The organism is Enterococcus sp. DJ147D b, assembly GCF_058216655.1.
In genome coordinates, this window is the sequence record NZ_CM177104.1 from 440,000 (window position 1) to 466,297 (window position 26,298).

Annotated in this window: 20 protein-coding genes, 1 riboswitch and 2 other annotated features; of the genes, 17 read left to right on the forward strand and 3 right to left on the reverse strand. The window is 36.6% G+C overall.

The window, feature by feature from the left end:
• Nucleotides 1-53 precede the first annotated feature (53 nt).
• The 3 genes from AC4BD1_RS02170 (at nt 54) to AC4BD1_RS02180 (ending at nt 3,698) form a co-directional block, all read left to right on the forward strand.
• A complete protein-coding gene (locus tag AC4BD1_RS02170) occupies nt 54-461 on the forward strand; it encodes a GNAT family N-acetyltransferase (protein WP_490466854.1) in 408 nt (135 codons plus the stop codon).
• Nucleotides 462-557: 96 nt separating this feature from the next.
• Entirely contained in the window at nt 558-2,636 is a 2,079-nt protein-coding gene (locus AC4BD1_RS02175; protein ID WP_206910574.1) for a sulfatase-like hydrolase/transferase, read from the forward strand.
• Between the two features lie 192 nt (nt 2,637-2,828).
• Nucleotides 2,829-3,698 carry a helix-turn-helix domain-containing protein gene (locus tag AC4BD1_RS02180; protein WP_490466855.1) on the forward strand — a complete coding sequence of 290 codons (870 nt, stop codon included), beginning with the start codon at nt 2,829-2,831 and terminating at the stop codon, nt 3,696-3,698.
• Nucleotides 3,699-4,162: 464 nt separating this feature from the next.
• Here the strand turns inward: AC4BD1_RS02180 and ndk are convergent, their stop codons facing one another.
• Entirely contained in the window at nt 4,163-4,618 is a 456-nt protein-coding gene (gene ndk, locus AC4BD1_RS02185) for a nucleoside-diphosphate kinase (RefSeq protein WP_206910579.1), read from the reverse strand.
• Between the two features lie 198 nt (nt 4,619-4,816).
• Nucleotides 4,817-4,993, forward strand: a riboswitch (M-box (ykoK) riboswitch).
• Between the two features lie 373 nt (nt 4,994-5,366).
• Between ndk and mgtA the strand changes: the two genes are divergently transcribed.
• The 8 genes from mgtA to nhaC all read left to right on the forward strand — a co-directional run bounded on the left by mgtA (nt 5,367) and on the right by nhaC (nt 16,745).
• Nucleotides 5,367-8,015 (forward strand): magnesium-translocating P-type ATPase, encoded by a 2,649-nt coding sequence (gene mgtA / locus AC4BD1_RS02190; protein ID WP_490485757.1) that lies wholly within the window; start codon nt 5,367-5,369, stop codon nt 8,013-8,015.
• Nucleotides 8,016-8,228: 213 nt separating this feature from the next.
• Nucleotides 8,229-9,530 carry a glycoside hydrolase family 73 protein gene (locus AC4BD1_RS02195; RefSeq protein ID WP_490485758.1) on the forward strand — a complete coding sequence of 434 codons (1,302 nt, stop codon included), beginning with the start codon at nt 8,229-8,231 and terminating at the stop codon, nt 9,528-9,530.
• Between the two features lie 237 nt (nt 9,531-9,767).
• Nucleotides 9,768-10,445 (forward strand): HAD family hydrolase, encoded by a 678-nt coding sequence (locus AC4BD1_RS02200; RefSeq protein ID WP_206910588.1) that lies wholly within the window; start codon nt 9,768-9,770, stop codon nt 10,443-10,445.
• A gap of 70 nt (nt 10,446-10,515) precedes the next feature.
• Nucleotides 10,516-10,754 (forward strand) — a binding site (T-box leader).
• Between the two features lie 35 nt (nt 10,755-10,789).
• Nucleotides 10,790-11,027: a binding site (T-box leader), on the forward strand.
• Nucleotides 11,028-11,090: 63 nt separating this feature from the next.
• Complete coding sequence (locus AC4BD1_RS02205; RefSeq protein WP_206910591.1) at nt 11,091-12,164, forward strand: methionine ABC transporter ATP-binding protein; 1,074 nt, start codon at nt 11,091-11,093, stop codon at nt 12,162-12,164.
• 1 nt (nt 12,165) lies between these two features.
• Nucleotides 12,166-12,846 (forward strand): methionine ABC transporter permease, encoded by a 681-nt coding sequence (locus AC4BD1_RS02210; RefSeq protein WP_206910592.1) that lies wholly within the window; start codon nt 12,166-12,168, stop codon nt 12,844-12,846.
• A 15-nt stretch (nt 12,847-12,861) separates the two neighbouring features.
• The gene (locus AC4BD1_RS02215) at nt 12,862-13,704 is read left to right on the forward strand and encodes a MetQ/NlpA family ABC transporter substrate-binding protein (RefSeq protein WP_490466858.1); all 843 of its coding nucleotides are present in this window, start codon (nt 12,862-12,864) and stop codon (nt 13,702-13,704) included.
• Between the two features lie 29 nt (nt 13,705-13,733).
• On the forward strand, nt 13,734-14,957 hold the full coding sequence (locus tag AC4BD1_RS02220) for a M20 family metallopeptidase (RefSeq protein ID WP_490485759.1): 1,224 nt from the start codon (nt 13,734-13,736) through the stop codon (nt 14,955-14,957).
• Between the two features lie 384 nt (nt 14,958-15,341).
• Nucleotides 15,342-16,745 carry a Na+/H+ antiporter NhaC gene (gene nhaC, locus AC4BD1_RS02225; protein WP_206910595.1) on the forward strand — a complete coding sequence of 468 codons (1,404 nt, stop codon included), beginning with the start codon at nt 15,342-15,344 and terminating at the stop codon, nt 16,743-16,745.
• A 265-nt stretch (nt 16,746-17,010) separates the two neighbouring features.
• Here nhaC and AC4BD1_RS02230 read toward each other — a convergent pair whose 3' ends face one another.
• Nucleotides 17,011-18,351, reverse strand: a complete 1,341-nt coding sequence (locus AC4BD1_RS02230; protein WP_490466860.1) for an amino acid permease — start codon at nt 18,349-18,351, stop codon at nt 17,011-17,013.
• Nucleotides 18,352-18,609: 258 nt separating this feature from the next.
• Here AC4BD1_RS02230 and AC4BD1_RS02235 point away from each other — a divergent pair, with 258 nt between their 5' ends.
• Entirely contained in the window at nt 18,610-19,515 is a 906-nt protein-coding gene (locus AC4BD1_RS02235) for a WaaS/CpsH family glycosyltransferase (RefSeq protein WP_206910597.1), read from the forward strand.
• A 58-nt stretch (nt 19,516-19,573) separates the two neighbouring features.
• Here the strand turns inward: AC4BD1_RS02235 and AC4BD1_RS02240 are convergent, their stop codons facing one another.
• Nucleotides 19,574-20,515 (reverse strand): 2-dehydropantoate 2-reductase, encoded by a 942-nt coding sequence (locus tag AC4BD1_RS02240; protein ID WP_490485760.1) that lies wholly within the window; start codon nt 20,513-20,515, stop codon nt 19,574-19,576.
• A gap of 157 nt (nt 20,516-20,672) precedes the next feature.
• On the opposite strand from AC4BD1_RS02240, the gene AC4BD1_RS02245 reads away from it, so the two are divergent.
• The 5 genes from AC4BD1_RS02245 to murQ all read left to right on the forward strand — a co-directional run bounded on the left by AC4BD1_RS02245 (nt 20,673) and on the right by murQ (nt 26,295).
• Nucleotides 20,673-21,791, forward strand: coding sequence for a glycerate kinase (locus AC4BD1_RS02245; RefSeq protein ID WP_490485761.1), 1,119 nt, complete (start codon nt 20,673-20,675; stop codon nt 21,789-21,791).
• A 254-nt stretch (nt 21,792-22,045) separates the two neighbouring features.
• Nucleotides 22,046-23,551 (forward strand): Lsa family ABC-F type ribosomal protection protein, encoded by a 1,506-nt coding sequence (locus tag AC4BD1_RS02250; protein WP_490466862.1) that lies wholly within the window; start codon nt 22,046-22,048, stop codon nt 23,549-23,551.
• Between the two features lie 98 nt (nt 23,552-23,649).
• Nucleotides 23,650-24,177, forward strand: coding sequence for a histidine phosphatase family protein (locus AC4BD1_RS02255; protein ID WP_490466863.1), 528 nt, complete (start codon nt 23,650-23,652; stop codon nt 24,175-24,177).
• Nucleotides 24,178-24,335: 158 nt separating this feature from the next.
• The gene (locus AC4BD1_RS02260) at nt 24,336-25,412 is read left to right on the forward strand and encodes a DUF871 domain-containing protein (RefSeq protein WP_206910611.1); all 1,077 of its coding nucleotides are present in this window, start codon (nt 24,336-24,338) and stop codon (nt 25,410-25,412) included.
• Entirely contained in the window at nt 25,399-26,295 is an 897-nt protein-coding gene (gene murQ / locus AC4BD1_RS02265) for an N-acetylmuramic acid 6-phosphate etherase (RefSeq protein ID WP_206910613.1), read from the forward strand. Before AC4BD1_RS02260 ends, murQ begins: the two co-directional genes overlap by 14 nt.
• The last annotated feature ends 3 nt before the right edge of the window (nt 26,296-26,298 follow it).

A 26,298-nucleotide genomic window follows, 5' to 3' on the forward strand; every position in this document is an offset into this window, starting at 1 on the left:
GCGAAAAAAGTTGTGACAGCTGTCGCAACTTTTTTTTAGAAAAGAGGGATAAAATGATTTCGTATCTGAAAACTAAAGAGTTAACACAACAACAATTATTTGAGTTATATGAAGACGTTGGCTGGACAGCTTATACGAAAGATATTGAGCAATTGCAGCAAGCAGTTCAACAATCCTTATCTGTTATTACTGCGTGGAAAAAGAACGAACTAGTTGGTTTGATTCGAGTCATTGGCGATGGGTTAACGATTATTTATATCCAAGACCTTCTAGTCAAAAAAGAAGTTCAAAACCAAGGAATCGGTTTTGAATTGATGCAGCAAATATTATTAGAATATCAAACAGTTCGCCAAATAGTCTTGTTGACAGAAGAGGCGCCAGCTATACGTCATTTTTATGAAAAATGTGGGTTTACTTCGGCAGATAAAGGCGATACAGTCGCTTTTATCAATCTATCTTAAACTATAAAAATTTATTAAAAAAAATCATCTTTTAGCTTATTCTCATTTTTGAAGTTCAAAATGTACGAAAAAAGTGAATAGAGAGAAGTGATGGTCGTGACTCCAATCAAAAAGTGGTGTCAAAATCGTTTGTTTATTGTTATTTTAGCAGGTGTATTTTTTTGGTTAAAAACTCTTTTAGCCTACTATGTTGATTTTTCTTTAGGTGTTGAAGGAATTGTCCAAACATTTATTCTATGGATTAATCCAGTTGCAACAACGTTGTTATTATTTGGGCTATCTTTGTATGTGAAGAAAGCGAAAACAGCACTATTTTTGCTATTTTTTGTAGATGTATTGAATACAACTTTATTATATTGCAATATTATTTTTTATCGAGAATTTACTGACTTCATCACAGTTAAATCAGTTCTAGGTTTTTCAAAAGTATCACAAGGACTGTCAGGAAGTTCCTTTTCTTTAATGAAACCTCACGACATTTTGTATTGGTTGGACATTCTGATCTTTCTTGGCTTGCTAATTTGGATAATTGTCAAAAATGTCCCCGTTAAAAGCCAGCCAGTGAGGAAACCAATGGCAATTGCAATAAGCTGTCTTGCTGCGTTTATTTTTTCTGGAAACTTAGCATTGAGTGAAGCGAATCGTCCGCAATTATTACAGAGAACCTTCGATCGCTCTTACATTGTTAAGTATTTAGGTATTGACGCGTACACGATTTACGATGGAATCAAAACCGGAATGACAAGCAGTGTTCGTGCGCATGCAAGTAGTAACGGAATCACTGAGGTCTTAGATTACACGAAAGACCATTATGCGGAACCTGATACAAGTATGTTTGGAATAGCAAAAGGAAAAAATATTATTGTGCTCCATTTGGAAAGCTTTCAACAATTTTTGATCAACATGAAGGTTGATGGAGAAGAAGTGACACCCTTTCTTAATAGTATTTTTGATAATCAAGCAACCATTAGTTTTGATAATTTCTTCCATGAAGTGGGACAAGGAAAAACAAGTGATGCGGAAAATATGCTAGAAACTGGTACATTTGGTCTGCCTCAAGGATCATTGTTTACTGAACTAGGTTCTGATAATGTTTTTCAAGCAGCGCCAGCTATTCTAAAGCAAAGCCAAGGCTACACAAGCGCTGTGTTCCACGGAAATGTTGCTAGTTTTTGGAATCGAGATCATGTGTACAAAAATTTAGGTTATGACAATTTCTTTGACCGTTCTTACTTCGAAGATACAGATGAAACTTTGGGCTATGGTATTTTAGATAAAAATCTATTCAGCGAGTCGGTCGGCTATCTTGAACATTTGCAACAGCCATTTTATACAAAATTCTTATCTGTAACAAACCACACGCCGTATTATACTGATGATAAGAACTTTGATTTTCCAGGATTAAATACTGGTAACAGTACAGTAGATAATTACGTACGCACAGCTCATTATCTTGATCAATCATTGGAACAATTTTTCACTTATTTGAAAGCTTCGGGTATTTATCAAAATTCAATGTTTGTTATTTATGGTGATCATTTTGGAATTTCAAATTCTGATAACAAAGATCTAGCGGCAGCACTGGGCAAAGATGCGAATACTTGGAATGAATTTGATGATGCTCAAATGCAACGTGTTCCACTGATGATTCATATTCCAGGGTATACAAACGGAAAAGTTAGTCACACATATGGTGGAGAGATTGATGTTTTACCAACATTACTTCATTTAGTTGGTGTAGACGATAAAAATTACGTTCATTTTGGGACAGATTTATTGTCTGCTAAACATGATCAGGTCGTTGCGTTTAGAAATGGTAATTTTGTTACTCCAAATTACACTGTTTTGGGGAATAAAACATATGATAATAAATCAGGAGAGATTCTAGATACTGAGGCTCTGGGCATTCAAAAAGAAATCACGAAAGATCAAGAGAAAGTGAAAAAAGCGTTAAGTTTATCGGATAAATTGAATCAAGAAAACTTATTACGTTTTTATGTACCAAATGGATTTACGACGGTGGATCCACAAAAAATCGATTATCAAAAAGAAGCAGAAAAAAACGAAACAATTGAACAGCGAAAAGGAAAAGAATCAACTAGTGTCTATTCCAAAAATGGAAATAAAACGACTAAAAATCTATATCCTAAAATTACAGACTCTACTGTGAATTAAATGGCCAATTTGAACTTCTGAAAAACAAATTTTTGTTTTTCAGAAGTTTTTTTTATGTTTTAATATTTTTCTCCTTTTTTACGTATGTAAATAGTGAACCCAGTACTTTTTTTATTACACGTATCAGAAAAATTGATAAATTTGGTAGCCATTTTTTACCGACAGTACATTAATTTAAGGAGGAACACAGCAATGCATGACGGGAGATTGATTAGAAGCCTACGAATCAGTAAAAAATTAACTCAAGCCGAATTGGCAGAGGGGATTTGTTCGAAAACATCATTAGTAGGACTGGAAAAAGGAACGGTAAGGAAAATTGCATTTACGACTTTACAAGCAATCTTAGCTCGCTTAAATGTGTCTTTAGCAGAGTACGAAGTTTTGCGCCATCGATTAGAAGAGCCAAAGAAAAGTAGAAGAGCGAGACGTTTATTAAGCAAGGTGCAAGAAGAAAATTTCGATCCATATAAGGAAGTGGGAAACAATCGAAAACGATTCAAGCAAACGGGAGATTTGTATTACTTAGTGTTGAATATTCACATGTTTTTAAAAACTGATAGCCAATTGCAAAAAGAATTACAATTTGAATTTTTACGTTACGAATGTAAAAAAATTGAAGACTATTTTATGCGAATACAAGAATACAGTCAGTTTGAGATGACAATTCTAGCTGAGCTACCTTTTTTATTTAGTGAGTCCTTCATCGAAAATAACTACGTGAAAATCAAAAAAAAATTGCGGAATTTTTCTTTAACAAATAATCCTGATCAGTATATGGATTTATTTTTATTAAACTTAACTAATCATTATATTAAGAAAAAACGATTTAAAAAAGCGCGGAATGTCAATGATGATTTATCAAGGAGTCTTGCGGCAAAAGCAAAAAATTTAATTATTTATGAAACATTAATGATGAATTATCAAAAACAGATGATCCTTGTTGGATTGGGCGAGTTAATTGATGAGGACGAGTGCGACCAACTGTTTTCTGTTTTGGAATATAGTTTGGGCAAACAGCAGCGTAAGCAGTTGGAAGAACAGTTTCGCGTACTTTTACCCTGAGAAAAAGGCCGTGTAAGAAATGTCTCGTTCAATAAATAAAAATATAATTTCAGAAATTACTTCTCAGATTCTTGAATAATTTAGATGAGTTTGGAAGGGCTTTTTTTGAAGCACAGTGGATAAAGGTTGTGGCGCAAAGCGCCTAGCTTAAAGTAATAAGGATGTTTTTCTAAAAATAGTTTTTCATGTTTTTATGAAAAGAGGATTTATTGCTAAAGAAGTTGCTTTGGGAATACCGTAGATAAGGTTGAGGCTCTAAGAGCTATCTTTTGAAGTAAGGTAAATGATCAGTAGAAAGAATATTTGGATAACCAGAAAAGGATGGTAATGATTCAAAAAAGATACTTAATAGATTATTTTGACAGATTTTCTTTGAAAAAAGTGGGTTGTTGAATTGCGATGTTCGGGAACTAGTTGGGACAAAAAAGCTAGGAGTGGAATATCCTAGCTTTTGGTAGTGTGTTTTAAGATGGAGAACTGCTACTTTCTAGCAAATCCTTCTGTTCGTATTGATAAGGTGTTGATGGGAAAAATCGAGCAATCTCATTTTTTGAAGCATCACGAGAGTCTGAAGCATGAATGATGTTTGCTGTTCCAGGAAGTGCAAAATCTCCACGAATCGTGCCGGGCATTGCATCTACAGCCTTCGTAGCGCCAACCATTTTTCGGACAATATCAATAACGTCATCACCCTCTAGTACAAGATAAACGACAGGACCAGAGATCATGTAGTCAATCAATTCTTGGAAAAAACTACGACCAGCTAAGTGTTGATAGTGTTCTTTTGCAAGCTCAGGAGTCATTGTTGCTAGTTTCATGTCAACGATTGTTAACCCTTTTTCTTCGAATCGTTGAATAATACGACCAATTAGATGTCGGCGGACACCATCTGGCTTGATAATCACAAGCGTGTGTTCCATAAGATCACTCCTTTTATCCATTACTATAGTTTCATTATAGTAATGAAAAGCTTTTATGACAAATGAAATTCAAAAAAACATAGTTTTTTGTTAAATGATCCAGGAAAATAAATGTGCTTCATTTGTGAAAAAGCAAAAAATTTGAAAATAAATTTGACATTTCTGTCAATCGTTGTTACAGTAACCACTGGAAAACTAAATAAGATTTGTTAGGTGAGGCTCCTATACAAACACAGGCTACTGCCCAAAAATGTCGAGAGACGCCAATGGGTAGAACAGGAATTGTCGATCTAAGGCTTTTCATAAGGTAGCTAAAGGCAAAGGTATTTGCTTTTTACGTTGTATAGTGTCAAAACTCAACGATGAGATCGAAATAGCTTCTTTTTGCTGTGCTTATTTCAACCTTTCGCTGAGTTTTTGGCGAAAGGTTTTTTGTTGTCAACCTAACAGCTTAAATGTTAGTAATCCAAAAATTAAGGGAGCTGATTTTTGTTGGGACATTGATGTGGCAAGTACGAGCAGATTTTTGTAAAGAAAAAGAACAGATTTATGAAAGCGTAAGGGAGATGAGAACAAATGGATGACAGTTTACCGAAACCAAAGGGACAAGAGAAAAGTAACAGTTTGCTGAAACTATTATCTATCTGTTTTCAGCTCACTTATGTAAAAATGCTTCTCTCTTGACCCGAAAAATAGGAAAAACAGTACAGTAAATGTCTGTTTTTCTGATACAAGGGAGAGATTGACAATGGAAAAAAAGAAAGATACGCAAAAATTATATGCAAGTTTTGCACAAAAAAGCGAACGTGCATTATTCGACTTATTCCATAGCAGCGAAAAAGGAATGGGTACAGAACAAATTGAACAATCAAAAGAACTCTACGGAGATAATACGATTTCATATGGAAAGAAAACACCTTTTTTAATTGAAGTATTGAAAGCTTATATTACACCATTTACTTTAGTACTAATTGCTTTAGGGATTATTTCGTTTATTACAGAATATTTATTACCAGCTCCAGGTGAGAAGGATTTATTCGGCGTAATTATTATTTTTAGTATGGTAATTGTGAGTGGGACAATGACCTTGATTCAGTCAGTTCGTTCAAATCAAGCAGCTGAGAAATTAAAATCATTAGTAAAAGTGACAGCCGCTGTCAAGCGACAAGGTAAATACCAAGAGATTCCAATGGAAGAAATCGTTTGTGGTGACTTGGTACGATTATCTGCGGGTGATATGATTCCTGCAGACATGCGATTACTCTCTGCAAAAGATTTATTTATTTCTCAAGCAGCTTTGACAGGCGAAAGTTATCCTGTCGAAAAAAATGCGTTAGTTGCAACGGACGGGAGTAAAAATGAAACAAGTTATGAAAATCTAGCGTTTATGGGAAGTAATGTAATTAGTGGAAGTGCCACAGGAATTATCGTAGCCGTGGGAAACCAAACGTTGTTTGGTCATGTAGCACAAACGTTATCTGAAAAACCAATCAAATCAAATTTTGAATTGGGTATCCACAAAACATCAATGCTATTGATTAAGTTTATGGCATTGATGGCCCCAACTGTGATTGTCATCAATGGATTGACTAAAGGAGATTGGCTAGAAGCGTTCTTATTTGGACTATCTGTTGCAGTTGGTTTAACACCAGAGATGTTGCCAATGATCGTGACAACCAATTTGGTTAAGGGCGCTAGCGTGATGGCAAAAAAAGGAACAGTTATCAAAAATTTGAGTGCAATTCAAAACTTTGGCGCGATCGATATTTTATGTACAGATAAAACAGGAACATTAACTCAAGATAAAATTATCTTAGAATATCACATGAATTGTGAAGGTGCTGAAGACGACCGAGTGTTGCGTCATGCATATTTAAATAGTTATTATCAAACGGGTTTGAAAAATTTGCTTGATGTCGCAATTATTGATGAAGCTGAAGAAACACTTGATACAACCAATACTCGTTACAGAAAAATAGATGAAATCCCATTCGATTTTGAACGTCGTCGAATGAGTGTTGTTGTAGAAGATATAACAGGCAAGACACAGATGATTACCAAAGGCGCGATTGAAGAAATGTTGAGTATTTCTAAATTTATCGATTTAGAAGGAGACGTTACACCTTTAACGAAGGAAAGAAAACAGGAAGTTTTGGAAAAGGTAACAGCTCTTAATGAAGATGGATTACGCGTAATTGGTGTGGCACAAAAAACAAATCCAAGTGTAGTTGGAGAATTCTCGGTTAAAGATGAATCAGATATGGTGTTGATTGGTTACTTAGCATTCCTTGACCCACCAAAAGAAACAACGAAACAAGCACTACAAGCATTGAAGGATCACGGAGTAGCTGTTAAAGTGTTAACTGGAGATAACGAACTAGTAACACGCTCTGTTTGTCGCCAAGTTGGTTTAGAAATCGATGAGCTAATTACCGGTGAAAAAATTGCTTCTATGGATGATCACCAACTTTCACAAGTCGTTGATGAAAATGATGTTTTTGTAAAACTAAACCCACAACAAAAAGCACGCTTAACTACAGCGCTTAGAAATAATGGACACACAGTTGGGTTCTTGGGAGATGGCATCAATGACGCCCCTGCGATGAAAGTAGCAGATATTGGTATTTCAGTTGATACAGCTGTTGATATTGCAAAAGAATCAGCAGATGTCATCTTATTAGAAAAAGACTTGATGATTTTAGAACGTGGACTTTTAGCTGGTCGCGAAACATTTGGTAATATTATGAAGTATATCAAAGCGACGGCTAGCTCAAATTTTGGAAATATGTTTTCTGTTTTGATTGCTAGCACCTTTTTGCCATTCTTACCAATGTTACCTTTACAAATTTTATTCTTGAATTTAATCTATGATGTTTCTTGTATTTCATTACCATGGGATAAAATGGATCCTGAATATTTAGTAAAACCTAAAAAATGGGAAGCTTCAAGTATTGGCAAGTTCATGGTGTATTTTGGTCCAACAAGTTCTGTCTTTGATATCACAACGTATTTATTGATGTATTTTGTTATTTGTCCAGCAGTTGTTGGAGGAGATTTCCATACATTGAATGGCGCACAACAAGTAGTATTCATCGCCTTGTTCCATGCAGGTTGGTTTGTGGAGTCACTTTGGTCACAAACTTTAGTATTACATGCGTTACGTACACCAAAATTACCGTTTATCCAAAGCAACGCAACTTTTGCTATGACAGCAATCACTACGTTAGGAATTGTCGTGGGTTCAGTTTTGCCATTCACAAGTTTTGGCGCAGAATTAGGTTTGATGCCATTACCAGGTAGTTATTGGATTTGGTTAATCGTAACTGTCTTAGCTTACTTAACACTGGTTACGGTAGTTAAGAAATATTATATCCATAAATTTGGCGAATTGTTGTAATTCAAAAATTAAGAAAAGCACAAGCATGTGGAACAGTTTTTCTCAAGAAAAATTTCTACAACTGCTTGTGTTTTTTTAATTTCAATCAAGTTACAAAACGTTACTGGAATGTATCATTTTTAAAATTCCCTTAAGACGAGTATATTTTTTTGTTAAAATAAAAGTTAGTTGATACATACATCAAATAAAAATACGCGGGAAAAAGGAGAAAAAATGAAAAAAACAAATTTTTTACTTAGTGTAATAGTACTAGGCGGAATCGTTTCAACTGCTACTCCTGTGAGTTTTGCAGATGAAACTGGAGTGAGCGATGAAACAGTCGTTCAATCAACAATTAACACATATGAGGATGCGATTGCTACAACTGAGACACAAAACAGCACAGCCACAACTCAAACAAGTCCTATCACAGGTACCACTGAATCAACTACTGTGGAATCAAGTGAAGTAGTTGATTCCACAGTGGAAGAAACAACACCCGAATCAGAAGAACCATCTACTGAAACACCAGAAGCTACGGAAACGGTGGAGAATCAGTTGGATAATGGAGAGGTACTTGTTCACACCACTCAAACAGATCTTTCGCAATTTGAAGTTTCTGTTGCTTCACGCTTTGCACGTTCATCATCAACTACACAACAGCAATTCATTGATAGCATAGCACCTTCTGCAAGAACGCTAGCAAGCCAAAATGATTTGTATGCTTCTGTTATGATTGCTCAAGCGATTGTGGAAAGTGGTTGGGGAAAGAGTCAATTAGCTTCGGCACCAAATTATAATTTATTTGGAATCAAAGGTAGCTATAATGGGCAATCTGTTACCTTTCCAACAGCGGAGTTTGTGAACGGTCAGTGGATTACAGTAAATGCTGCATTTAGAAAATATCCATCCTACAAACAATCATTAGAAGATAATGTTCATATTTTAAAAACAACTTCTTTCCAAGCAGGAACTTATTATTATTCTGGTGCGTGGAAAAGCAATACAAAATCTTACAAAGATGCGACTGCTTGGTTAACAGGACGTTACGCGACAGCACCAAATTATGCGTCCACTTTGAACAACGTGATTGAAACATACAATTTAACGCAATATGATGAAAACCAAGCACAAGTTACTACCTCACCAATGTATCGTTTATATAACCCAAATACCGGTGAACACTTGTATTCATTAAACGAAGGTGAAAAAAATAATTTGCCAAAATATGGCTGGAAATATGAAGGTGTAGCTTGGTTGGCACCAAATAGCGGCACAAAAGTTTATCGTATGTACAATCCATACAGTGGCGATCATCACTACACGGCAGCTCAATCAGAAATCAATTTCTTGAAGAAACTAGGCTGGCGCTATGAAGGGCTAAGTTTTTATTCTGGTGGTTCAAAGGCTATCTTGCGTTTGTTCAATCCAAATGAAAAAACAGGAACGCATCATTACACCATGAGCACGAAAGAAAGAGATTACTTAGTGAAATTAGGTTGGCGCTATGAAGGAATTGGATTTTACGGTAATTAATAATTAGGTAATCAGGCAGAGAATTTCATGAACAAAGAAATGGCTTTGCACGTCTTGGACAAATAAAAAGTAATAAGAAATCATTGCTTAGAGATAGAGTGCGTAAGTGCTCTGTCTTTTTTTGATTTGAAATGAAAAAAATAGAATAATTTTCGTGAAACTTACAAGCGTTCGATGATTTTATCAATAAATCATGCTAAACTAAGGTTATTGTTTTTTGAAAGGAAACGTGGGGAAATGAAAGGCGCAATATTTGATTTAGATGGATTATTAGTTGATAGTGAAAGAGCTTATCGTGATGGTTGGGTTTGGGGCTTTGCACAATTTGGGATAGAGGTTCCACGAGAAATCGTTAATGCTTGGGGTGGAAAAAACTGGAAACAAAGTTTTGATATCTTAGTTCAATTAGCTGGTAGCCCAGAAAAAGTGCAAGAAGTACGAGCAAAACGAGAAGAATTTTTTTATGAAAAACTAACGACTGGAGAAATCCAGCTTAAACCATATGCCAAAGAAGCATTGAGTTATTTAAAAGAACAGAATTTTAAACTTGGTTTAGCAACGACAACTGTTACTAAAAGAGCGACAGCTATTTTAAATCAATTTGAACTAATGGATTATTTTGATACTTTTACTTTTGGAGATGAAGTATCAGAAAATAAACCTTCACCAGTACCTTATTTAACCGCATTGGAACGAACTGCATTAGCAGCAGATGAAGCTTTTGCAGTTGAAGATTCATTAGTGGGTGCCACTTCAGCATCGCGTGCGGGCATGGGGGTGTTTCTGATACCTGATTCAAGTTTTGAGCGGAATTATTCGGAAAAAGACAAAGAAAACTTACGAATTATCGAGCAAGGAACAGATTTGAAAGTTGTTATTGATTTTGTGGAAAAAAAAACAGCAGAAAACTCTTAGAAAAAAAGAATGAATTTTATGCTTGACTTTCATTTATTCATCCTGTAAATTAGTCGTCAACAACCAAATATTTTTTTCGATGAAAAGGAAAGTAAACTTGAAGACTGCGTAGAGAGACTCTGGCTGGTGAAAAGAGTTCAGTATAAGAAAAGTTGAAAATGGCCTTGGAGAAAAATTTGTCGACAAGTAGGCAAATTCGGATTCGTTCGACCGTTAAAACGAACACCAATCTCTCATTACAGATGAGACGTTGGGCTGAGGGAAGGAAACTTCCGAATAAAGGTGGTAACACGATACGTCGTCCTTTTACTAGCATTTGCTAGTAAAAGGACTTTTTTTATATATTTTTCGCGATGAAATGGTAAGTACATTTGTAAAATCTTTAACAGAGAGCTTCAGCATGCTGAGAAGAAGCAAGATTAAACTTTTGGAAAATGGCCATTGAGCGATTCACCCCGAGCAAGTTGTAAGGCGGTGACGGCTGCGTCCGATAGCACGCTAGAGTATGTTTGTACTTGAAGAGGAACTGTGTGTGAATACAGTTCGAACATGAGGTGGTAACACGCAAAAAGCGTCCTCAAGTAAGCGACACTAGTCGTTTGCTTGAGGATGCTTTTTTTTAGTATCGATAAGGGAGGAGAAAGAATGATTGATTTACGAAATATCTCTGTCACTTTTCAACAAAAGGGGCAGGAGATCCATGCAGTAGATTCCGTTAATCTAACGATTGATGAGGGGGATGTTTTTGGTATTGTTGGCTATTCTGGGGCTGGGAAAAGTACGTTGGTTCGGGTAATTAATTTACTTCAATCACCAAGTAATGGCGAAGTTTGGATGAACGATGTGGAGCTAACCAAGCTCTCACCCAAAAAATTACGTGAAAAAAGAAGAAAAATCGGGATGATTTTTCAACATTTTAATTTGATGAATAGTCGGACAATTTTTGATAACGTTGATTTTTCGTTGAAATACACAGGAAAATCCAAACAGGAACGTCAACAAAAAGTGACCGAATTATTAGATTTGGTAGGACTTTCAGACAAAGTCAACGCGTATCCAAATCAATTATCAGGAGGTCAAAAACAACGTGTGGCAATTGCCAGAGCACTAGCCAATGATCCTGAAATTTTATTATGTGATGAGGCAACTAGTGCTTTGGATCCAAAGACGACGCTTCAAATTTTAGCTTTATTGAAACAACTAAATCAAAAATTGGGTTTGACCATTGTCTTGATTACTCACGAAATGCAAGTAGTCAAAGAAGTTTGTAACAAAGTAGCAGTGATGGAAGAGGGGAAAATCATTGAACAAGGAAGTAGCATCCAGATATTTAGTCGTCCGAAACAAGCGTTAACAAAAGATTTTATTCGAACAGCCACACATATCGATCAGGCATTGGAAACAATTACTGCATATCCTGATTTTGCTGAGCAAATAAATGACAAATGGCTAGTGGAATTGTCTTATGTGGGAGAGCAAACTAATGAGCCATTAATTGCACAACTTTACAGTAAGTATCAAGTAACGACCAATATTCTTTATGGAAATGTTGAACTGCTTCAAGATGTCCCGCTAGGAAGTTTGATCGTGACTCTAGCCGGTGAATTAAATCAACGTCAAAAAGCTTTAGACTATTTATTTGAACAAGGTGTGACAGTTCATGTATTAAAGAAAAATGAACGCAGTGAACAAATAAAAGTGATTGAGGGAGGAAGATAGCATGACCAAATTCCTAGAAACATATTTACCAAATGCTTCTGCGATTCCTGATGAATTTATTGAAGCAACAAAGCAGACATTGTATATGTCATTTTGGACAGCATTAATTTCTGGAATTATTGGTATCACGCTAGGTGTGATCCTAGTTGTGACTCGACCGAATGGATTATTAGCGCATCGATTATTCTATGAAATTTTAGATAAAACAATCAATGTTATTCGTTCGATTCCGTTTATTATTTTATTGTCGCTTTTAGCACTTACTACGCGCTTTTTGGTTGGGACGACAATCGGTGCTAAAGCAGCGTTGGTTCCACTAATCGTTGGTGTTGTACCATTTTTTGCTAGACAAATTGAAAATGCTTTGTTAGAAGTTGATCCTGGAGTAATCGAGGCCGCAGAGTCAATGGGGACGAGCCCATTTGGAATCATCGTGCGTGTTTATTTATTAGAAGGATTACCAGGGATTGTCAGAGTATCTGCTTTGACGATTATCAATGTTATTGGATTGACCACGATGGCAGGTGCGGTTGGTGCCGGAGGGCTAGGTAATTTAGCCATTTCTCGAGGGTATAATCGATTCCAAACAGATGTCACGATTGTTGCGACCTTATTGATTTTGCTTTTGGTATTTTTAAGTCAATTTATTAGTAATCAAATTATTAAAAAAATTAGTCATTAATTGGGGGAAAAAGAGATGAAAAAAATTATTCGTTTAGTAGCAGTTGCACTTATTGCTGTAGTTTGGTTAGCAGGATGTAGTAAAGGGTCAGCTGAAACCACTGATAAATCAAAGGAAACAACAGTTAAACTAGGTGTGATTGGCGAAGACACCGATGTTTGGGATGACGTGAAAGATCGTTTGAAAAAAGAAAATATCAATTTGGAATATGTTAAATTTACTGACTATAACCAACCAAATGCAGCATTAGCAGATGGTTCAGTCGATCTGAATGCTTTTCAACATCAATTCTTTTTGGATAACTACAATGAAGAGCATGGAACAGATTTAGTTTCCATTGGAAATACAGTCAATGCACCATTAGGTATTTACTCAAATTCACTCAAAAAAATAACAGAATTGAAAGATGGCGCAAAGGTTGCTATTCCCAATGATGTGACCAACGGTGGCCGTGCATTATTGTTATTACAAACGGCTGGCTTAATCAAAGTAGATGACTCAAAAGGACCAGCACCGACTGTTTCTGATATTACTGAAAACAAAAAAAATCTAGTGATTTCTGAATTAGATGCTTCACAAACGGCACGTGCATTATCTGATGTAGATATTTCTGTCATCAATAGTGGTGTCGCAGTCGATGCAGGATTTAATCCAACGAGTGATGCTATTTTCTTAGAACCTGTTGATGAAAATGCCCGTCCTTATGTCAATATCATTGTTGCAAGAAAAGAAGATGAAAACAATAAAACATATCAAAAAATTGTCGATGCGTACCAAACAGAAGATACAGCTAAAGTAATCGAAAAAACATCAAAAGGCTCAAGTGTTCCTGCATGGAAAACATTTGGGCGTAAATAAACCAGCCAAGACTAAGGGAGGAATTTTTTATGAGTACAACACAAACGACAACATCTGTGAAAGAATTTATTGCTGAAAGATTACCAGAATATCAAGAGCTAGCCTTAACAATCCACGATCATCCAGAAGTTAGCAACTATGAATTTTTTTCTTCAGAAGCATTGATTAAACAACTGGAAAAAGAAGGATTTACTGTTGAAAAAGAAGTCGCGGGTCATCGAACAGGTTTCGATGCTCGTTATGCTTCAGGAAAACCTGGGCCAACTCTTGCTTTCTTAGCTGAATTTGACGCATTGCCAGGCATTGGTCATGCATGTGGACACAACTTATTTGGAACGTATTCAGTATTAGCGGCTAGCGCAGTAAAAGAATGGATCAACGAATTTGGCGGAGAGATTCGAGTCTATGGGACACCTGGCGAAGAAGGCGGCGAAAATGGCTCAGCGAAAGGAAGTTTTGTTCGCGAAGGACTTTTTGAAGATGTGGATGCTGCGCTTTGTGTTCATCCAGCCTATCGTTATGGAAAAACTACTGAATCTTTAGCAAATGATCCAGTTGATATCAAATTTTACGGGGTTGCTTCCCACGCTGCAGGAGCACCGGAAAAAGGGATCAATGCACTTGAAGCGTTGATTCAAGTATTCAACGGGATCAACGGGTTAAGGTTGCATTTGCCAAAGGATGTCAATATTCATGGCATTATTACAGACGGCGGAGTTGCCGCTAATGTTGTACCTGAATATGTAGCTGGACGCTTCTACTTGCGAGCAGCTAACCGTGAAACGTTGAATGAAGTCTATCAAAAAGTTGAAAATATCGTGAAAGGTGCGGCACTCAGCACTGGAACTTCTTATGAATTTGGATTGTTCCAAAATGCAGTAGATGATGTGGTGGTCACTCCTTCGTTTGATGCTCTCTTTTTTGATCATCTTCAAGAATTGGAGATTCCAGATGAAGAGATTGAAACACAACAACGTACAAGCTTAGGTTCATCTGATGTTGGAAATGTTAGTCAGGTAATCCCGACAATTCAACCAACAGTCTCTATTTCTGATTCGTATATTGCAGGGCATTCAACTGAATTTAAAGCAGCAGCAAGAAGCGAAAAGGGACTAGCATCGATTGCGATTGCAGCAGAACTTTTAGCGAAGACAGCACTTGATTTGCTTCAACAACCAGAAACATTAGCCAGAATAAAAAAAGAGCATCAAGAACAGCTTGCGAAGAAGAAAGAACAGGGATCTTCTTTCTAAACTGTTATCTTTTATTTTGAGTGAAGAAAAATAAATCAGATTTTTTTGTTGACAAATTTTTCTTGAGGATGTAAACTTCATGAAAGTCATCTTTTCAACAGTAGTAGCAGAGGTGTTTTGTTCAGAAAGTCGGTGGTTGCTGCGAACCGATCAAGCCTTGTTAACGAATTACATGAAAAGTTCAAACAATAAAATATGTTATTTAAAGTGAAAAACAGATCTGTTTTTAATTAAGGTGGTACCGCGGAGCAATTCGTCCTTAGTTGAAAACGGGTCTTTTTATTTTTAGTCAGAGGAGGAAGCCAAAATGAATTGTGGCGGGATGATTCGATATTATTTCTTTTTTAGTACCTAATATTTTTAACTAAAAAAGGAGAAATTATCATGGAGAAAAAAGCAAATCCGAGTTTTGTAGAAGCAACATTAGTATTAGCAGTCGTCGTATTGAGCATTGCAGTTGGGGTCGTGGGATTGAAAATCTCACCAAATATTGCCATTTTAGCAGCTATCGGGATGGTCATGATTTACGCTGTTGTAAAGAAATACCCTTCAGAATGGTTGCATGAGGGAATTATTAATGGAATCAAGCCAGGAATTATTCCGATTTTTATTTTTATTTTAGTTGGTTCATTGATCGCAGTTTGGATTCAAGCGGGCATTATCCCAACCTTGATGGTGATTGGGTTTGATTTGATCAGTGTTCAATGGTTTGTCCCATCTGTCTTTGTCGTTTGTGCGATTGTAGGTAGTGCAGTTGGTAGTGCTTTTACAGTTATGTCAACGATTGGTATTGCCTTTTTCGGTATCGGAACAACGCTAGGTCTAAGTCCAGCTTTAGTCGTGGGAGCCATTGTTTCTGGTTCTGTCTTTGGAGATAAGATGTCTCCGTTGTCAGAATCAACGAACTTGGCAGCAGCGATTGTCGATGCAGATTTATTTAAACATATCAAACATATGATGTGGTCAACTGTTCCGGCATTCGTACTTTCATTTTTCTTATTCATGTTCTTGGGTCATACGGATAAAGGTGCAAGTCTTTCAGCTATCCGTGAAGTCACAACTACGTTGGAAGCCAATTTTACAATTTCATTTTGGTCGTTGATTCCACTTGTTTTAATGTTAGTATGTGCATGGCGAAAGGTACCAGCCATCTTAACCATTTTATTGAATATTGCTGTAGCAGTAGGAATGATTTTTATTCAAAATCCACAAACATCTGTGAATCAATTAGCTTCTGTAATTGAATCAGGATTTGTGGCAAATACTGGGAATGAGCAAATTGATGCGTTGCTAAGCCGCGGAGGAATCGAAAGTATGATGCCGACCGTTGCATTGATCATCTTGACTTTATCTCTAGGTGGTTTGTTAATTGAATTTGGGTTGATTTCAACTGTGATGGATGTTGTTTCTAAGCGAATGACCAGCACACCAAAATTGATTTTTACAACATTATTAACAAGTATTGGGGTCAATGTTTTCATTGGTGAACAATTCTTATCTGTCATTTTACCAGGAAATGCATTTAAAGATACCTTCAAAAAAGCTGGACTTGATCCAACCGTTTTAGGAAGAACACTGGAAGATGGAGGGACAGTTATTAATTACTTAGTTCCTTGGGGGATTGCCGGTAGTTTCGTGGCAAGTACGTTTGGTGTTCCAACGTTAACGTACCTACCATTTGTTTTCTTTAGTTTGTTATCGCCAGTCTTTTCAATGGTGAGTGCTTTCACTGGTTTAGGTATTTCAAAAATTGAAACAGAAGATGAAACAGAATTAGTTTCTGAATAAGAGCGGCATATTTAAAAACAGGAAGAATAGGTCGTGAAAAATAAGATTAGAGGTTAAAATCAAAAGTTGTTGATTTTACCCTCTAATTGTCTAGTAAAGTTGTGGTTCTAAGTGATTAGTTCCAAAAAAAAAATGAGTGACTAGCAAAAATAGTTTTTTATATTTTGAAATGAATACAAGCGACATTGAGGAGTTACTTTTTAAACACCATTAAAGTAATTAGAAAAAAGAAGGATGACGAAAGGTTTGTCATCCTTCTTTTTTGTTAGGATTTATCAGATAAAGTTAAAGGTTCCTTTGGTTTTCGATAGCTAAAGAAAATAATTAAGTAAAGTAAAGCAGTCAATAAAGTAACACCAAGTATATTGGTCATTAGGATACCAATGAAGATTAACGACAATGCAACTAACGCAAAAAGATTGAGGCTCTTATCGAACAAAGTACCTTTCTTTAGTGAAAGAACAAAAGCAGCAGAAACAATCATCAACCAAATGACTAAAACGGTGTAAGAAAGTGAGCCTGCTAGATAACCAAATAACTCATCACCAACAAAGTAAGAAAGGATGACACCAAGGTAAAGAACGCTGGTACAAAAGAACACTGAACGTTGAGGGACTTGATGTTTGTTTAAGACCGCAAATGTTTTTGCAGCACCTGTTTTATCCTTCAATCGGAAAAACAGTGTACGTGAAGCTGCATAGACGCCTGAATTGATGGAAGAAAACAAAGCTAAAACGATGACAAAATTGACAATGTCCGCAGCAAATGGAATATTCATTTTTTCAAAAACCATTACGAAAGGACTGACGTTGCTGTCAGCAAGTGTGTTCCAAGGGAAAATGATCAAAAGTAGAAATAAAGGAATAATATAGAAGGAAACAATTCGTCCCATCACACCTTTGACTGCTTTTGGGATGGCTTTTTTAGGATCGTCTGCTTCACTAACCGTAATAGCAATCAATTCAGAACCACCGTAAGAATAAATCACAACTAATAAAGAATTAATGACCCCTTTCATTCCCTGTGGAGCAAAGCCACCGTGGTTCGTCATTTGTTGTAAGGTGGGAAAAACGCCATGTCCAAACATCTGTTGTCCAACTAAATAAAGTCCGAAAAGAATGAGTGCAATAATGACACTGATTTTAGCAAAAGCTAGCCAATATTCTGTTTCAGCAAAAAGTCGCACAGAATAAAGATTAATCAGTGTTGTGAGGAGCGCTAAAACCAATACGAAGATCCAAGCAGGGACATTAGGAAACCAAAGTTGTAAAAAAGATGCCGCTGCGACTGCTTCTGCAATAATATTGATCATCCATAGTGACCAGTAAACCCAGTCAATAAAGTCGGCAGAGTGATCGCCAAGATAAGGGCGGATCAACCCAGACAAGCCATGTTGGTTCTCACCAGCTAAGACAAGTTTTCCTAAACCAGTCATAACAATAAATAAAACAATCCCACCAATAGCAAATGCTAATAAAACGGAAGGCCCCGCGATGCTGATGGCTTCACCACTTCCCTTAAATAAACCTGCACCAATCGCGCCACCTAATGCCAGCATTGTAATATGACGTGAACTCATTTGTTTTTTTAATTTTGTATTTTCCATAAACAACCTCTTTTCTTTACATATTTCATGAATGAAAAATAACATTGCTTAATAATACCAAATATTCTGACAATTTCAACTATTCTAAAAATTTCTTTGGATACTTTAATCAAATCATCATAAAATTAAAAGATAAAAATGAAAAGAATTGATAAAAAGAGAAATTAATTTTTATCAATTCAGAGCATAATACTCGCTTTTCTATTTCTATAAGAGCTATGATTAGGAAAATTCTTTATGGAAAGTGAGGAGAATAAAATGACTGACAATCATGAAATTTTACTTGTTGCGAAAGACAAAAACTTATATTTTTTTCCCTTCATTGATTCATTTGAAGTGATTTCTGGGAAAGAGCTATTTGACGAACAGTTTCTGCAAATAAATGCTGCTAAATTTCGCCAATATCAACTGATTATTTTTTTGGATTTTGGATTTGAGGTAGCGATGGCTATGCAAGTTCGTCCATTGACACGTGCAAAAATTGTCGTCTTTTTTTGGAATCACTTTAAAGAGGAACATTATGAATTATTGAGGCAAATACAAAACGAATCAGTAATTGATGAAGTTTATCATTTTGATGCGTTGGAAGCACATACGTTAGGTTTAAAACATAACAGCTCTTTTTACTCTGCCAATGTTCAATTACCACAGGAACAAATCACAACAGATTTATTTTTTGGCGCGACTGACAATGGTCGAAAGGAAATTGCAAAACAGTATCAAGCAGAATTTTCGTCAAGGGCGGTAACCACTAATTATTTTATTTTACCATTGAGAGGTAACGAACAAGCTGGTTATTTAAGTTACTCGGAATATTTGAGATTAGTGGCAAAAAGCCGAGGAATTTTGGAATTATTGCGCGCAGGACAACAGGGTGTGACATTGCGAACGTTTGAATCTATATACTTCCAGAAAAAATTAGTGACTGGAAACGATGTGATTTTTGATTATCAATGCTATCATCCAGATAATATCTTTTTATTGTCGCAACGGTCTTTGGATGAGTTACCCGAATTCCTTAACCAAGCTTATCAACCAATTGCGCCAGAAATTCTTGATTTCTTTGATGCGCCAAACTGGGCACAGCGTTTCTTAACTATTGATGAATCAATTTTTGAGCGCTACGAGTATCAAGCAGATTTGTTGGCAAGGTTGAAAAAGTGAAGGTAATTAAAAAGATACATTAAAAAGAGCGTAAGCCACTTGGTTTACGCTCTTTTTTTTATTTTGCGCCCAAAAGCCCTTCTTTTGCATGAACGAGTTGTGTTAAGAAAGCACAATAGGGTGTTTGTATACCATATTTTTGTCCTTTACGCCAAACAGCACCGTTAATGTAGTCGATTTCGGTCAGACGGTGATTTTTGATTAAATCTTGATACATTGAAGGATAATGAAGACCGATATTGGCAGGATCATAAGTTGCTGCAATATGCTCGTTGACTTCTGGTTGGTCAAGTTGAATACCTTCTTCAGCGGCAACAGCGGCAAATTCTGCAACAAGCGTTTCAACGATGGCATTTGCGACAGGTTGTTCACCAAAGCCAGCGATGTTGGAATCTAAAATCGTACATAAGCCATTTAACGTACCATTGACACAAGCTTTACGCCAAATCGAATAACGAACATTTCGGCTATAAACAGGATTCAAGTTTGCTTCATCAAAAATGCGAACGATCTCATGCGCAAACGCTTCGCCTTCAGGTTCAAGATTTTCTAATTCGATTTCACCATTGCCTAATAATGTTACTTTTCCTGGTCCATCCAACCCGGCAGTCCACATCGTGATACCAAATAAAATATTTTTCTTCGGTACATATTTTTCTAACACGTCTTCATGTCCTAAGCCATTCAATAAACAAAGAACGTGGGTTTGCTCGGTAATAATTGATTGAATCGCATGAAACATGTCGTCTAATTGATTTGCTTTTGTTAAGGCAACGATCAAATCGACTTGTGTGTGACTTTCAATCATTTCTTCAGGTGAATAAATAGGGATTTTGGCAACAACTTCTTCCCCATTGAAGTCTGCAACCAAACCATTTTTGCGAATAGCTTCAATATGTGCAGGCCAACGATCAATCAAAATCACGTCATTCCCACTTTGATGAAGCATTAGTCCGATTCGGCTACCCATTGCGCCTGCACCAGCGATAGCAATTTTCATGTCAAATCTCTCCTTTGAAATTTGTTTCTTAAACAGTTCTATTCTAGTATATAGAAAAAGTGTAAAAATTAGGATTGTTTTGTTTGATAAAAACGAATAAAAGTGTCTAACTGAGAGAAAGAGAATCCCAAAATCGTACATTAGGAGGCGAAAGTAAATGAATATTTTAGTTGCAATTGATTCATTTAAGGGAAGCGCGACTTCATTTGAATTAAATCAAGCAGTCGCTCAAGGTTGGCAAGCTGTTCACTCAGCTGACCAGTTGGTGAACATCCCTATTGCAGATGGTGGAGAAGGAACAGCGCAGGCTTTGTTCCACTCGTTAGGCGGAAAATGGCAAAATTTTTCTGGAATCGATTTGTTATTTAGAAAACATGAAAGTCGCTATTTGATTACACAGTGGCAAGGGAAAAAAATTGCGGTGATTGAGTCAGCTGAAGTGATTGGAATTGATTTACTGAAACAGGCAACCGATCAGACGATTCGGCTAGCTTCTAGTTTTGCATTGGGAGAAGTGATTAAGGACGCACTAGCGCAAGAAGTCGATGAAATGATTGTTACACTAGGTGGCAGTGGCTGTTCAGATGGTGGGTTGGGCTTACTGCAATCTTTAGGTGCAAAGCTAGAAGGCATAACAGATGGCAACCCATTGCTTACAACGAAAAAAGTCGATCTTCAAGCAAGTAAAGCACACTTTTTCCGTACAAAATTATGGATTGCTGCGGATGTAACTAGTCCATATACCGGTGAATATGGAGCAGCAAGATTATTTGGGAAACAAAAAGGAGCGTCATCTGAAACAATTGAATTTTTAGATAAACAAGCAAAAAAGCTAGCAGAACAATGGTCCAAGGAATATCAAATTGATCTTGAAAAAATTCCGGGAAGTGGAGCAGCTGGTGGCATAGGTGGAGCGTTATTTTTGCTTGGGGCACAGATGATTAATGGCTTTGAATTAGTTAGCCAAATGCTTGGATTAGAAGAAAAAGTCAAACAGGCAGATTTGATTGTTACGGGTGAAGGAAGAATCGATCAACAGACAATTCATGGAAAGGTTCCTTATGGTGTCGCTGTGTTAGCAAAAAAATACAATAAACCGATTGTTGCTTTTTGTGGTAGTCGCCAGCCGGATCTAGGTGAATTAACCAACTATTTACCAGCAGTTTTTAGTATTCAATTAGGGCCAATTCGATTAGATGAGGCAATGGAACATGAACGAACAATGGAAAATATTGCTATTTTGGCAGGAAATATTTGTCACCTTATCCAATGTTAATTTTTTTGATTGACAAAAATTTAAATTCTATGTTAACGTAATAGGCAAATAAGCCAAAGTGAGGGATCCGTGCATTGAAAAAATAAGTCAATTGATTGAAGCTGCATTCAGACTGTACCTTGAGAAGACAAGGGAGCAGTGTGCAGATTTTCAGGATTGGCTAGTTTTTCAATGGAGGGGTCTTTTTTTGTGCCCATACCCTTGTGCCCAGTTCTGAGAATAGGACTGGGCTTTTTTTACGAGGTGAATGATTGATGTCTAAAATTGAAATAAAACAACTAACTTTTGGTTATGATAACCAAGAAACAACTATTTTTAATGAAGCGAACTTAAACTTCGATACACAATGGAAATTAGGATTGATTGGCCGAAATGGTCGTGGTAAAACAACGCTCTTAATGATTTTACAAAACAAATTACCTTATCAAGGACAAATCATCCATCAACAGGAATTTGTCTATTTTCCGCAAAAAACACAAGATACTAGTCGCTTAACTTATTATGTCTTGACTGATGTGACTGACTTTGAGATTTGGGAAATTGAACGCGAATTGAATTTGATGGGAACAAATCCGGAAATATTGTGGCGTCCATTTGATACTCTTTCTGGTGGAGAAAAAACAAAAGTCTTATTGGCATTGTTATTTGTAGACGAAGCGCACTTTCCATTGATTGATGAACCAACGAATCATTTAGACTTAGCAGGTCGGCAACAAGTAGCAAAATACTTGAAGAAGAAACATCAAGGATTTATTGTGGTTAGTCATGATCGAACGTTTATTGACGAAGTGGTGGATCATGTATTGGCAATTGAAAAAACACAGTTAGAGCTCTATCAAGGAAATTTTACTGTTTATGAAGAACAAAAACGCCTTCGTGATGAATTTGAATTGGCGCAGAATGAAAAAATAAAAAAAGAAGTTAGTCGATTAAAAAAAACAGCTGCAGAAAAAGCAGAATGGTCTCGTTCCCGTGAAGGCGATAAAACGAAGAAGCGTGTTGGATTTGTTGATACGGAAGACCGCCGAAAAAACCTTGGAGCAATTGGGGCGGACGCTGCTCGAACAATGAAACGCTCGAAGGCAATCGTCAATCGAATGGAAACCCAGATTGGTGAAAAAGAAAAATTGTTAAAAGATATTGAATATATCGATGCATTGACAATGAATTATCAGCCTTCCTATCATAAACGTTTGTTGAGTGTTGAAGATTTACAATTGGGCTATGAGTCACCATTGTTTAAAAAAATTAGTTTTGCGGTTGAACAGGGGGAACGAGTTGCATTAGCGGGACCAAATGGTGCTGGAAAGTCTTCAGTAATTTACTACTTACTCGATCAATTTCAAGGAACTGCTGATGGAAAAGTGAGTTATCCTCAGAATCTTCGCATCAGTTATGTGCGCCAAAATTATGAAGATAATCGTGGAACACTTAGTGAATTTGCTGAAAAAAATCAAGTGGACTATCAAGCTTTCTTAAACAATTTGCGAAAATTAGGTATGGAACGCGAAGTCTTTCATAATAAAATCGAACAAATGAGTATGGGGCAACGGAAAAAAGTTGAGTTAGCGAAATCGTTAGCGCAACCTGCTGAATTATATATTTGGGATGAACCTTTGAATTATTTAGATGTGTTCAATCAAGAACAACTAGAACAATTGTTACTCAGCATAAAACCAGCAATGCTCTTTGTGGAACATGACCAAACTTTCTTGAAGAAAGTCGCGAATCAAGTGATTACTTTAATGCCGATTAACTAGTTCTTATTTACTTGAAAGGTGGACGTTATTGCCAGCTTTTGGTATGTTGTAGGTAGTTTGTAAAAATCAAAGACAAAGAGCAAAGGGAGTTTTATGAGATGTTATATGTAACTAGGCATGGAGAAACTACTTGGAATGTTCAAGGACTTGTTTGTGGAAGAGCAGATGTTCCTTTAACAGAAAAAGGAAGACAGCAAGCAAAAGCATTAGCAGATAAAGTTGCGACACTTGAGGTGCCAGTAACTAAAATCATTCATTCGCCATTACAACGAGCAAAAGATACAGCACAAGCTGTTGCTGATAAAATAGATTTGCCACTAGTATCTGACGCACGTTTGATGGAAATGGATTTTGGTGCATATGATGGCATGCCTAGTAATGAAACGATATTTCAAGAAGCACGTTTAGAATTTGGGGTACGATTTCCAGAAGGTGAGTCACTCTTTGATATGTACGCGCGTGTAGTGCCAGTTTTACAGGAATGTCTAGCAGATGAAGAAAATACTTATCTGCTAGTCTGTCATAATGCGTTGATCCGGGCAATCAATGCTTATTTTACGCCAATGCCAAATGATAAATTTTTTGATTTCTTTGTGGAAAATACCGAATTACTATCCTATAACTAAATGAGTAAAAGTAGCGTGACAAAGAATAGTCACGCTATTTTTTTGTTTATTGAAGAAATAAAATTTAATTATTTTTATAAAAGTATTGAAATTTCATTTCTTAAGCGTTATACTCTGTTCATAGAAATGAAGACGGATACATAAAGCGAGGGATAAACATGTTTGGGTTTTCAATATTTATGAATGAACCATTAACTCTGCAAAAGAAAGCGTACATTCATAAAATGGCAACTAGCGGTTTTATTGGTATCTTTACTTCGATGCATATTCCAGAAGATGACGTCAGTGCTTATCAAGCACGACTAAGGGAATTGGGTGAAGAAGCGAAAAAAAATCAGCTAGAACTAATGGTGGATATTTCAGGAGATGCGTTGAAGCGAGCCGGATTTTCTTTCACTGATCTAACACCACTAAAAGAAATCGGTGTAACCGGTTTACGAATGGACTATGAATTATCAAATGAACAGATTGCTGATTGGTCACATCAATTAAAGATTAGTTTAAATGCTAGCACGATCACACCAGAAGATATTAGCGAGTTAAAAAGGTATCAAGCAGATTTTTCTAATCTTGAAGCGTGGCATAATTACTATCCACGTCCAGAAACGGGCTTAGCTAAATCATGGTATCAAGAAAAAAATCAATGGTTAGCTGATCAAGGATTTACAATTCAAGGATTTGTTGCTGGTGATACTGATTTACGAGGTCCTTTATATCAAGGATTACCTACTTTAGAAAAACATCGTGGTGTACATCCACTAGCAGCAGCTCTAGAGTTAGCTGAGTGTAAAACGGATTTGATTTACATTGGTGATGCAGGTTTATCAGAAAGCGTGCAACGACAATTTGCAACTTATCAAAATGAACAAATGATTTCATTACAAGTAGAAGTAATTGATGAAAACTTGAGTGAATTAGTCCTAGGAACGCACGTTAATCGCCAAGACGAAGCAAGAGATGTCATTCGAAGTGCTGACGCACGATTTAAGAAAATCCCGCCAATTTCACCTAATCAAACGATTGAACGAACAGTCGGAAGCGTTACGATCGACAATGAGAATTATCTTCGTTACATGGGTGAGATTCAAGTAATCAAAAGAAATTTACCAGCTGATGAAAAAGTGAATGTCGTGGCTCAAGTGATTGCAGAAGACTTGCCATTGATTCAACAGATTCATGCAGGTACCAACTACCAACTAATTCGTAAAGAGGGAAGAAAAGATGAGCAAAATTAATTTAGAGAACTTAACAACAGAACGTAGAAACCAAGAAACATTTGGACTGGATGAGATGAGCGTAACCCAAGCGGTTGAATTGATGAATCGTGAAGATCAAAAAGTCGCAGAAGCAGTTGCAAAAGAACTAGGTAGTATTGAACCAGTGATTGCCCATACGATTGACTCATTTAAAAAAGGTGGACGTTTGATTTATATGGGTGCAGGTACAAGTGGTCGTTTAGGTGTACTAGATGCAGCAGAATGTGTACCAACATTTGGTGTTGAGCCAGAAATGGTGATTGGCTTAATCGCAGGTGGTGAGGCAGCAATGACCGTGGCTGTTGAAGGTGCAGAAGATTCATTCGAGCTTGGCGAAGAAGACTTGATCCATTTAAACTTAACGAAAAATGACATGGTCATCGGGATTGCCGCAAGCGGACGCACACCTTATGTCATTGGCGGTTTAGATTATGCACGTTCAATTGGTGCATTAACTGCAACGATTTCTTGCAATAAAAATGCTGAAATCAGTAAACATGCAGATTTCCCAATCGAAGTCGATGCAGGGCCAGAATTTTTGACTGGTTCAACGCGTCTGAAGTCTGGGACAGCTCAAAAATTGATTTTGAATATGATTTCAACAATCAGCATGATTGGTATTGGAAAAGTCTTCAATAATTTGATGGTCGATGTTAAACCAACCAACGAAAAATTAGTGGAACGTTCAAAACGAATTATCATGCAAGCAACAGAAGTTGACTATGAAACTGCTGAGCGATACTTTAATGAAGCAGAACAAAATGTTAAATTAGCAATCGTTATGATTTTAACAAATAGTGATAAAGAAACAGCGCAGGATAAATTAGTTGAGGCAAATGGTTTTGTAAAAGGAACCTTATAAGGG

Bases quoted from the DNA above. Each gene is read 5' to 3' on its own strand.
- AC4BD1_RS02170 (WP_490466854.1), top strand. From the start codon at position 54: ATGATTTCGTATCTGAAAACTAAAGAGTTAACACAACAACAATTATTT.
- AC4BD1_RS02180 (WP_490466855.1), top strand. From the start codon at position 2,829: ATGCATGACGGGAGATTGATTAGAAGCCTACGAATCAGTAAAAAATTA.
- ndk (WP_206910579.1), bottom strand. From the start codon at position 4,618: ATGGAACACACGCTTGTGATTATCAAGCCAGATGGTGTCCGCCGACAT.
- mgtA (WP_490485757.1), top strand. From the start codon at position 5,367: ATGGAAAAAAAGAAAGATACGCAAAAATTATATGCAAGTTTTGCACAA.
- AC4BD1_RS02195 (WP_490485758.1), top strand. From the start codon at position 8,229: ATGAAAAAAACAAATTTTTTACTTAGTGTAATAGTACTAGGCGGAATC.
- AC4BD1_RS02200 (WP_206910588.1), top strand. From the start codon at position 9,768: ATGAAAGGCGCAATATTTGATTTAGATGGATTATTAGTTGATAGTGAA.
- AC4BD1_RS02205 (WP_206910591.1), top strand. From the start codon at position 11,091: ATGATTGATTTACGAAATATCTCTGTCACTTTTCAACAAAAGGGGCAG.
- AC4BD1_RS02210 (WP_206910592.1), top strand. From the start codon at position 12,166: ATGACCAAATTCCTAGAAACATATTTACCAAATGCTTCTGCGATTCCT.
- AC4BD1_RS02215 (WP_490466858.1), top strand. From the start codon at position 12,862: ATGAAAAAAATTATTCGTTTAGTAGCAGTTGCACTTATTGCTGTAGTT.
- AC4BD1_RS02220 (WP_490485759.1), top strand. From the start codon at position 13,734: ATGAGTACAACACAAACGACAACATCTGTGAAAGAATTTATTGCTGAA.
- nhaC (WP_206910595.1), top strand. From the start codon at position 15,342: ATGGAGAAAAAAGCAAATCCGAGTTTTGTAGAAGCAACATTAGTATTA.
- AC4BD1_RS02230 (WP_490466860.1), bottom strand. From the start codon at position 18,351: ATGGAAAATACAAAATTAAAAAAACAAATGAGTTCACGTCATATTACA.
- AC4BD1_RS02235 (WP_206910597.1), top strand. From the start codon at position 18,610: ATGACTGACAATCATGAAATTTTACTTGTTGCGAAAGACAAAAACTTA.
- AC4BD1_RS02240 (WP_490485760.1), bottom strand. From the start codon at position 20,515: ATGAAAATTGCTATCGCTGGTGCAGGCGCAATGGGTAGCCGAATCGGA.
- AC4BD1_RS02245 (WP_490485761.1), top strand. From the start codon at position 20,673: ATGAATATTTTAGTTGCAATTGATTCATTTAAGGGAAGCGCGACTTCA.
- AC4BD1_RS02250 (WP_490466862.1), top strand. From the start codon at position 22,046: ATGTCTAAAATTGAAATAAAACAACTAACTTTTGGTTATGATAACCAA.
- AC4BD1_RS02255 (WP_490466863.1), top strand. From the start codon at position 23,650: ATGTTATATGTAACTAGGCATGGAGAAACTACTTGGAATGTTCAAGGA.
- AC4BD1_RS02260 (WP_206910611.1), top strand. From the start codon at position 24,336: ATGTTTGGGTTTTCAATATTTATGAATGAACCATTAACTCTGCAAAAG.
- murQ (WP_206910613.1), top strand. From the start codon at position 25,399: ATGAGCAAAATTAATTTAGAGAACTTAACAACAGAACGTAGAAACCAA.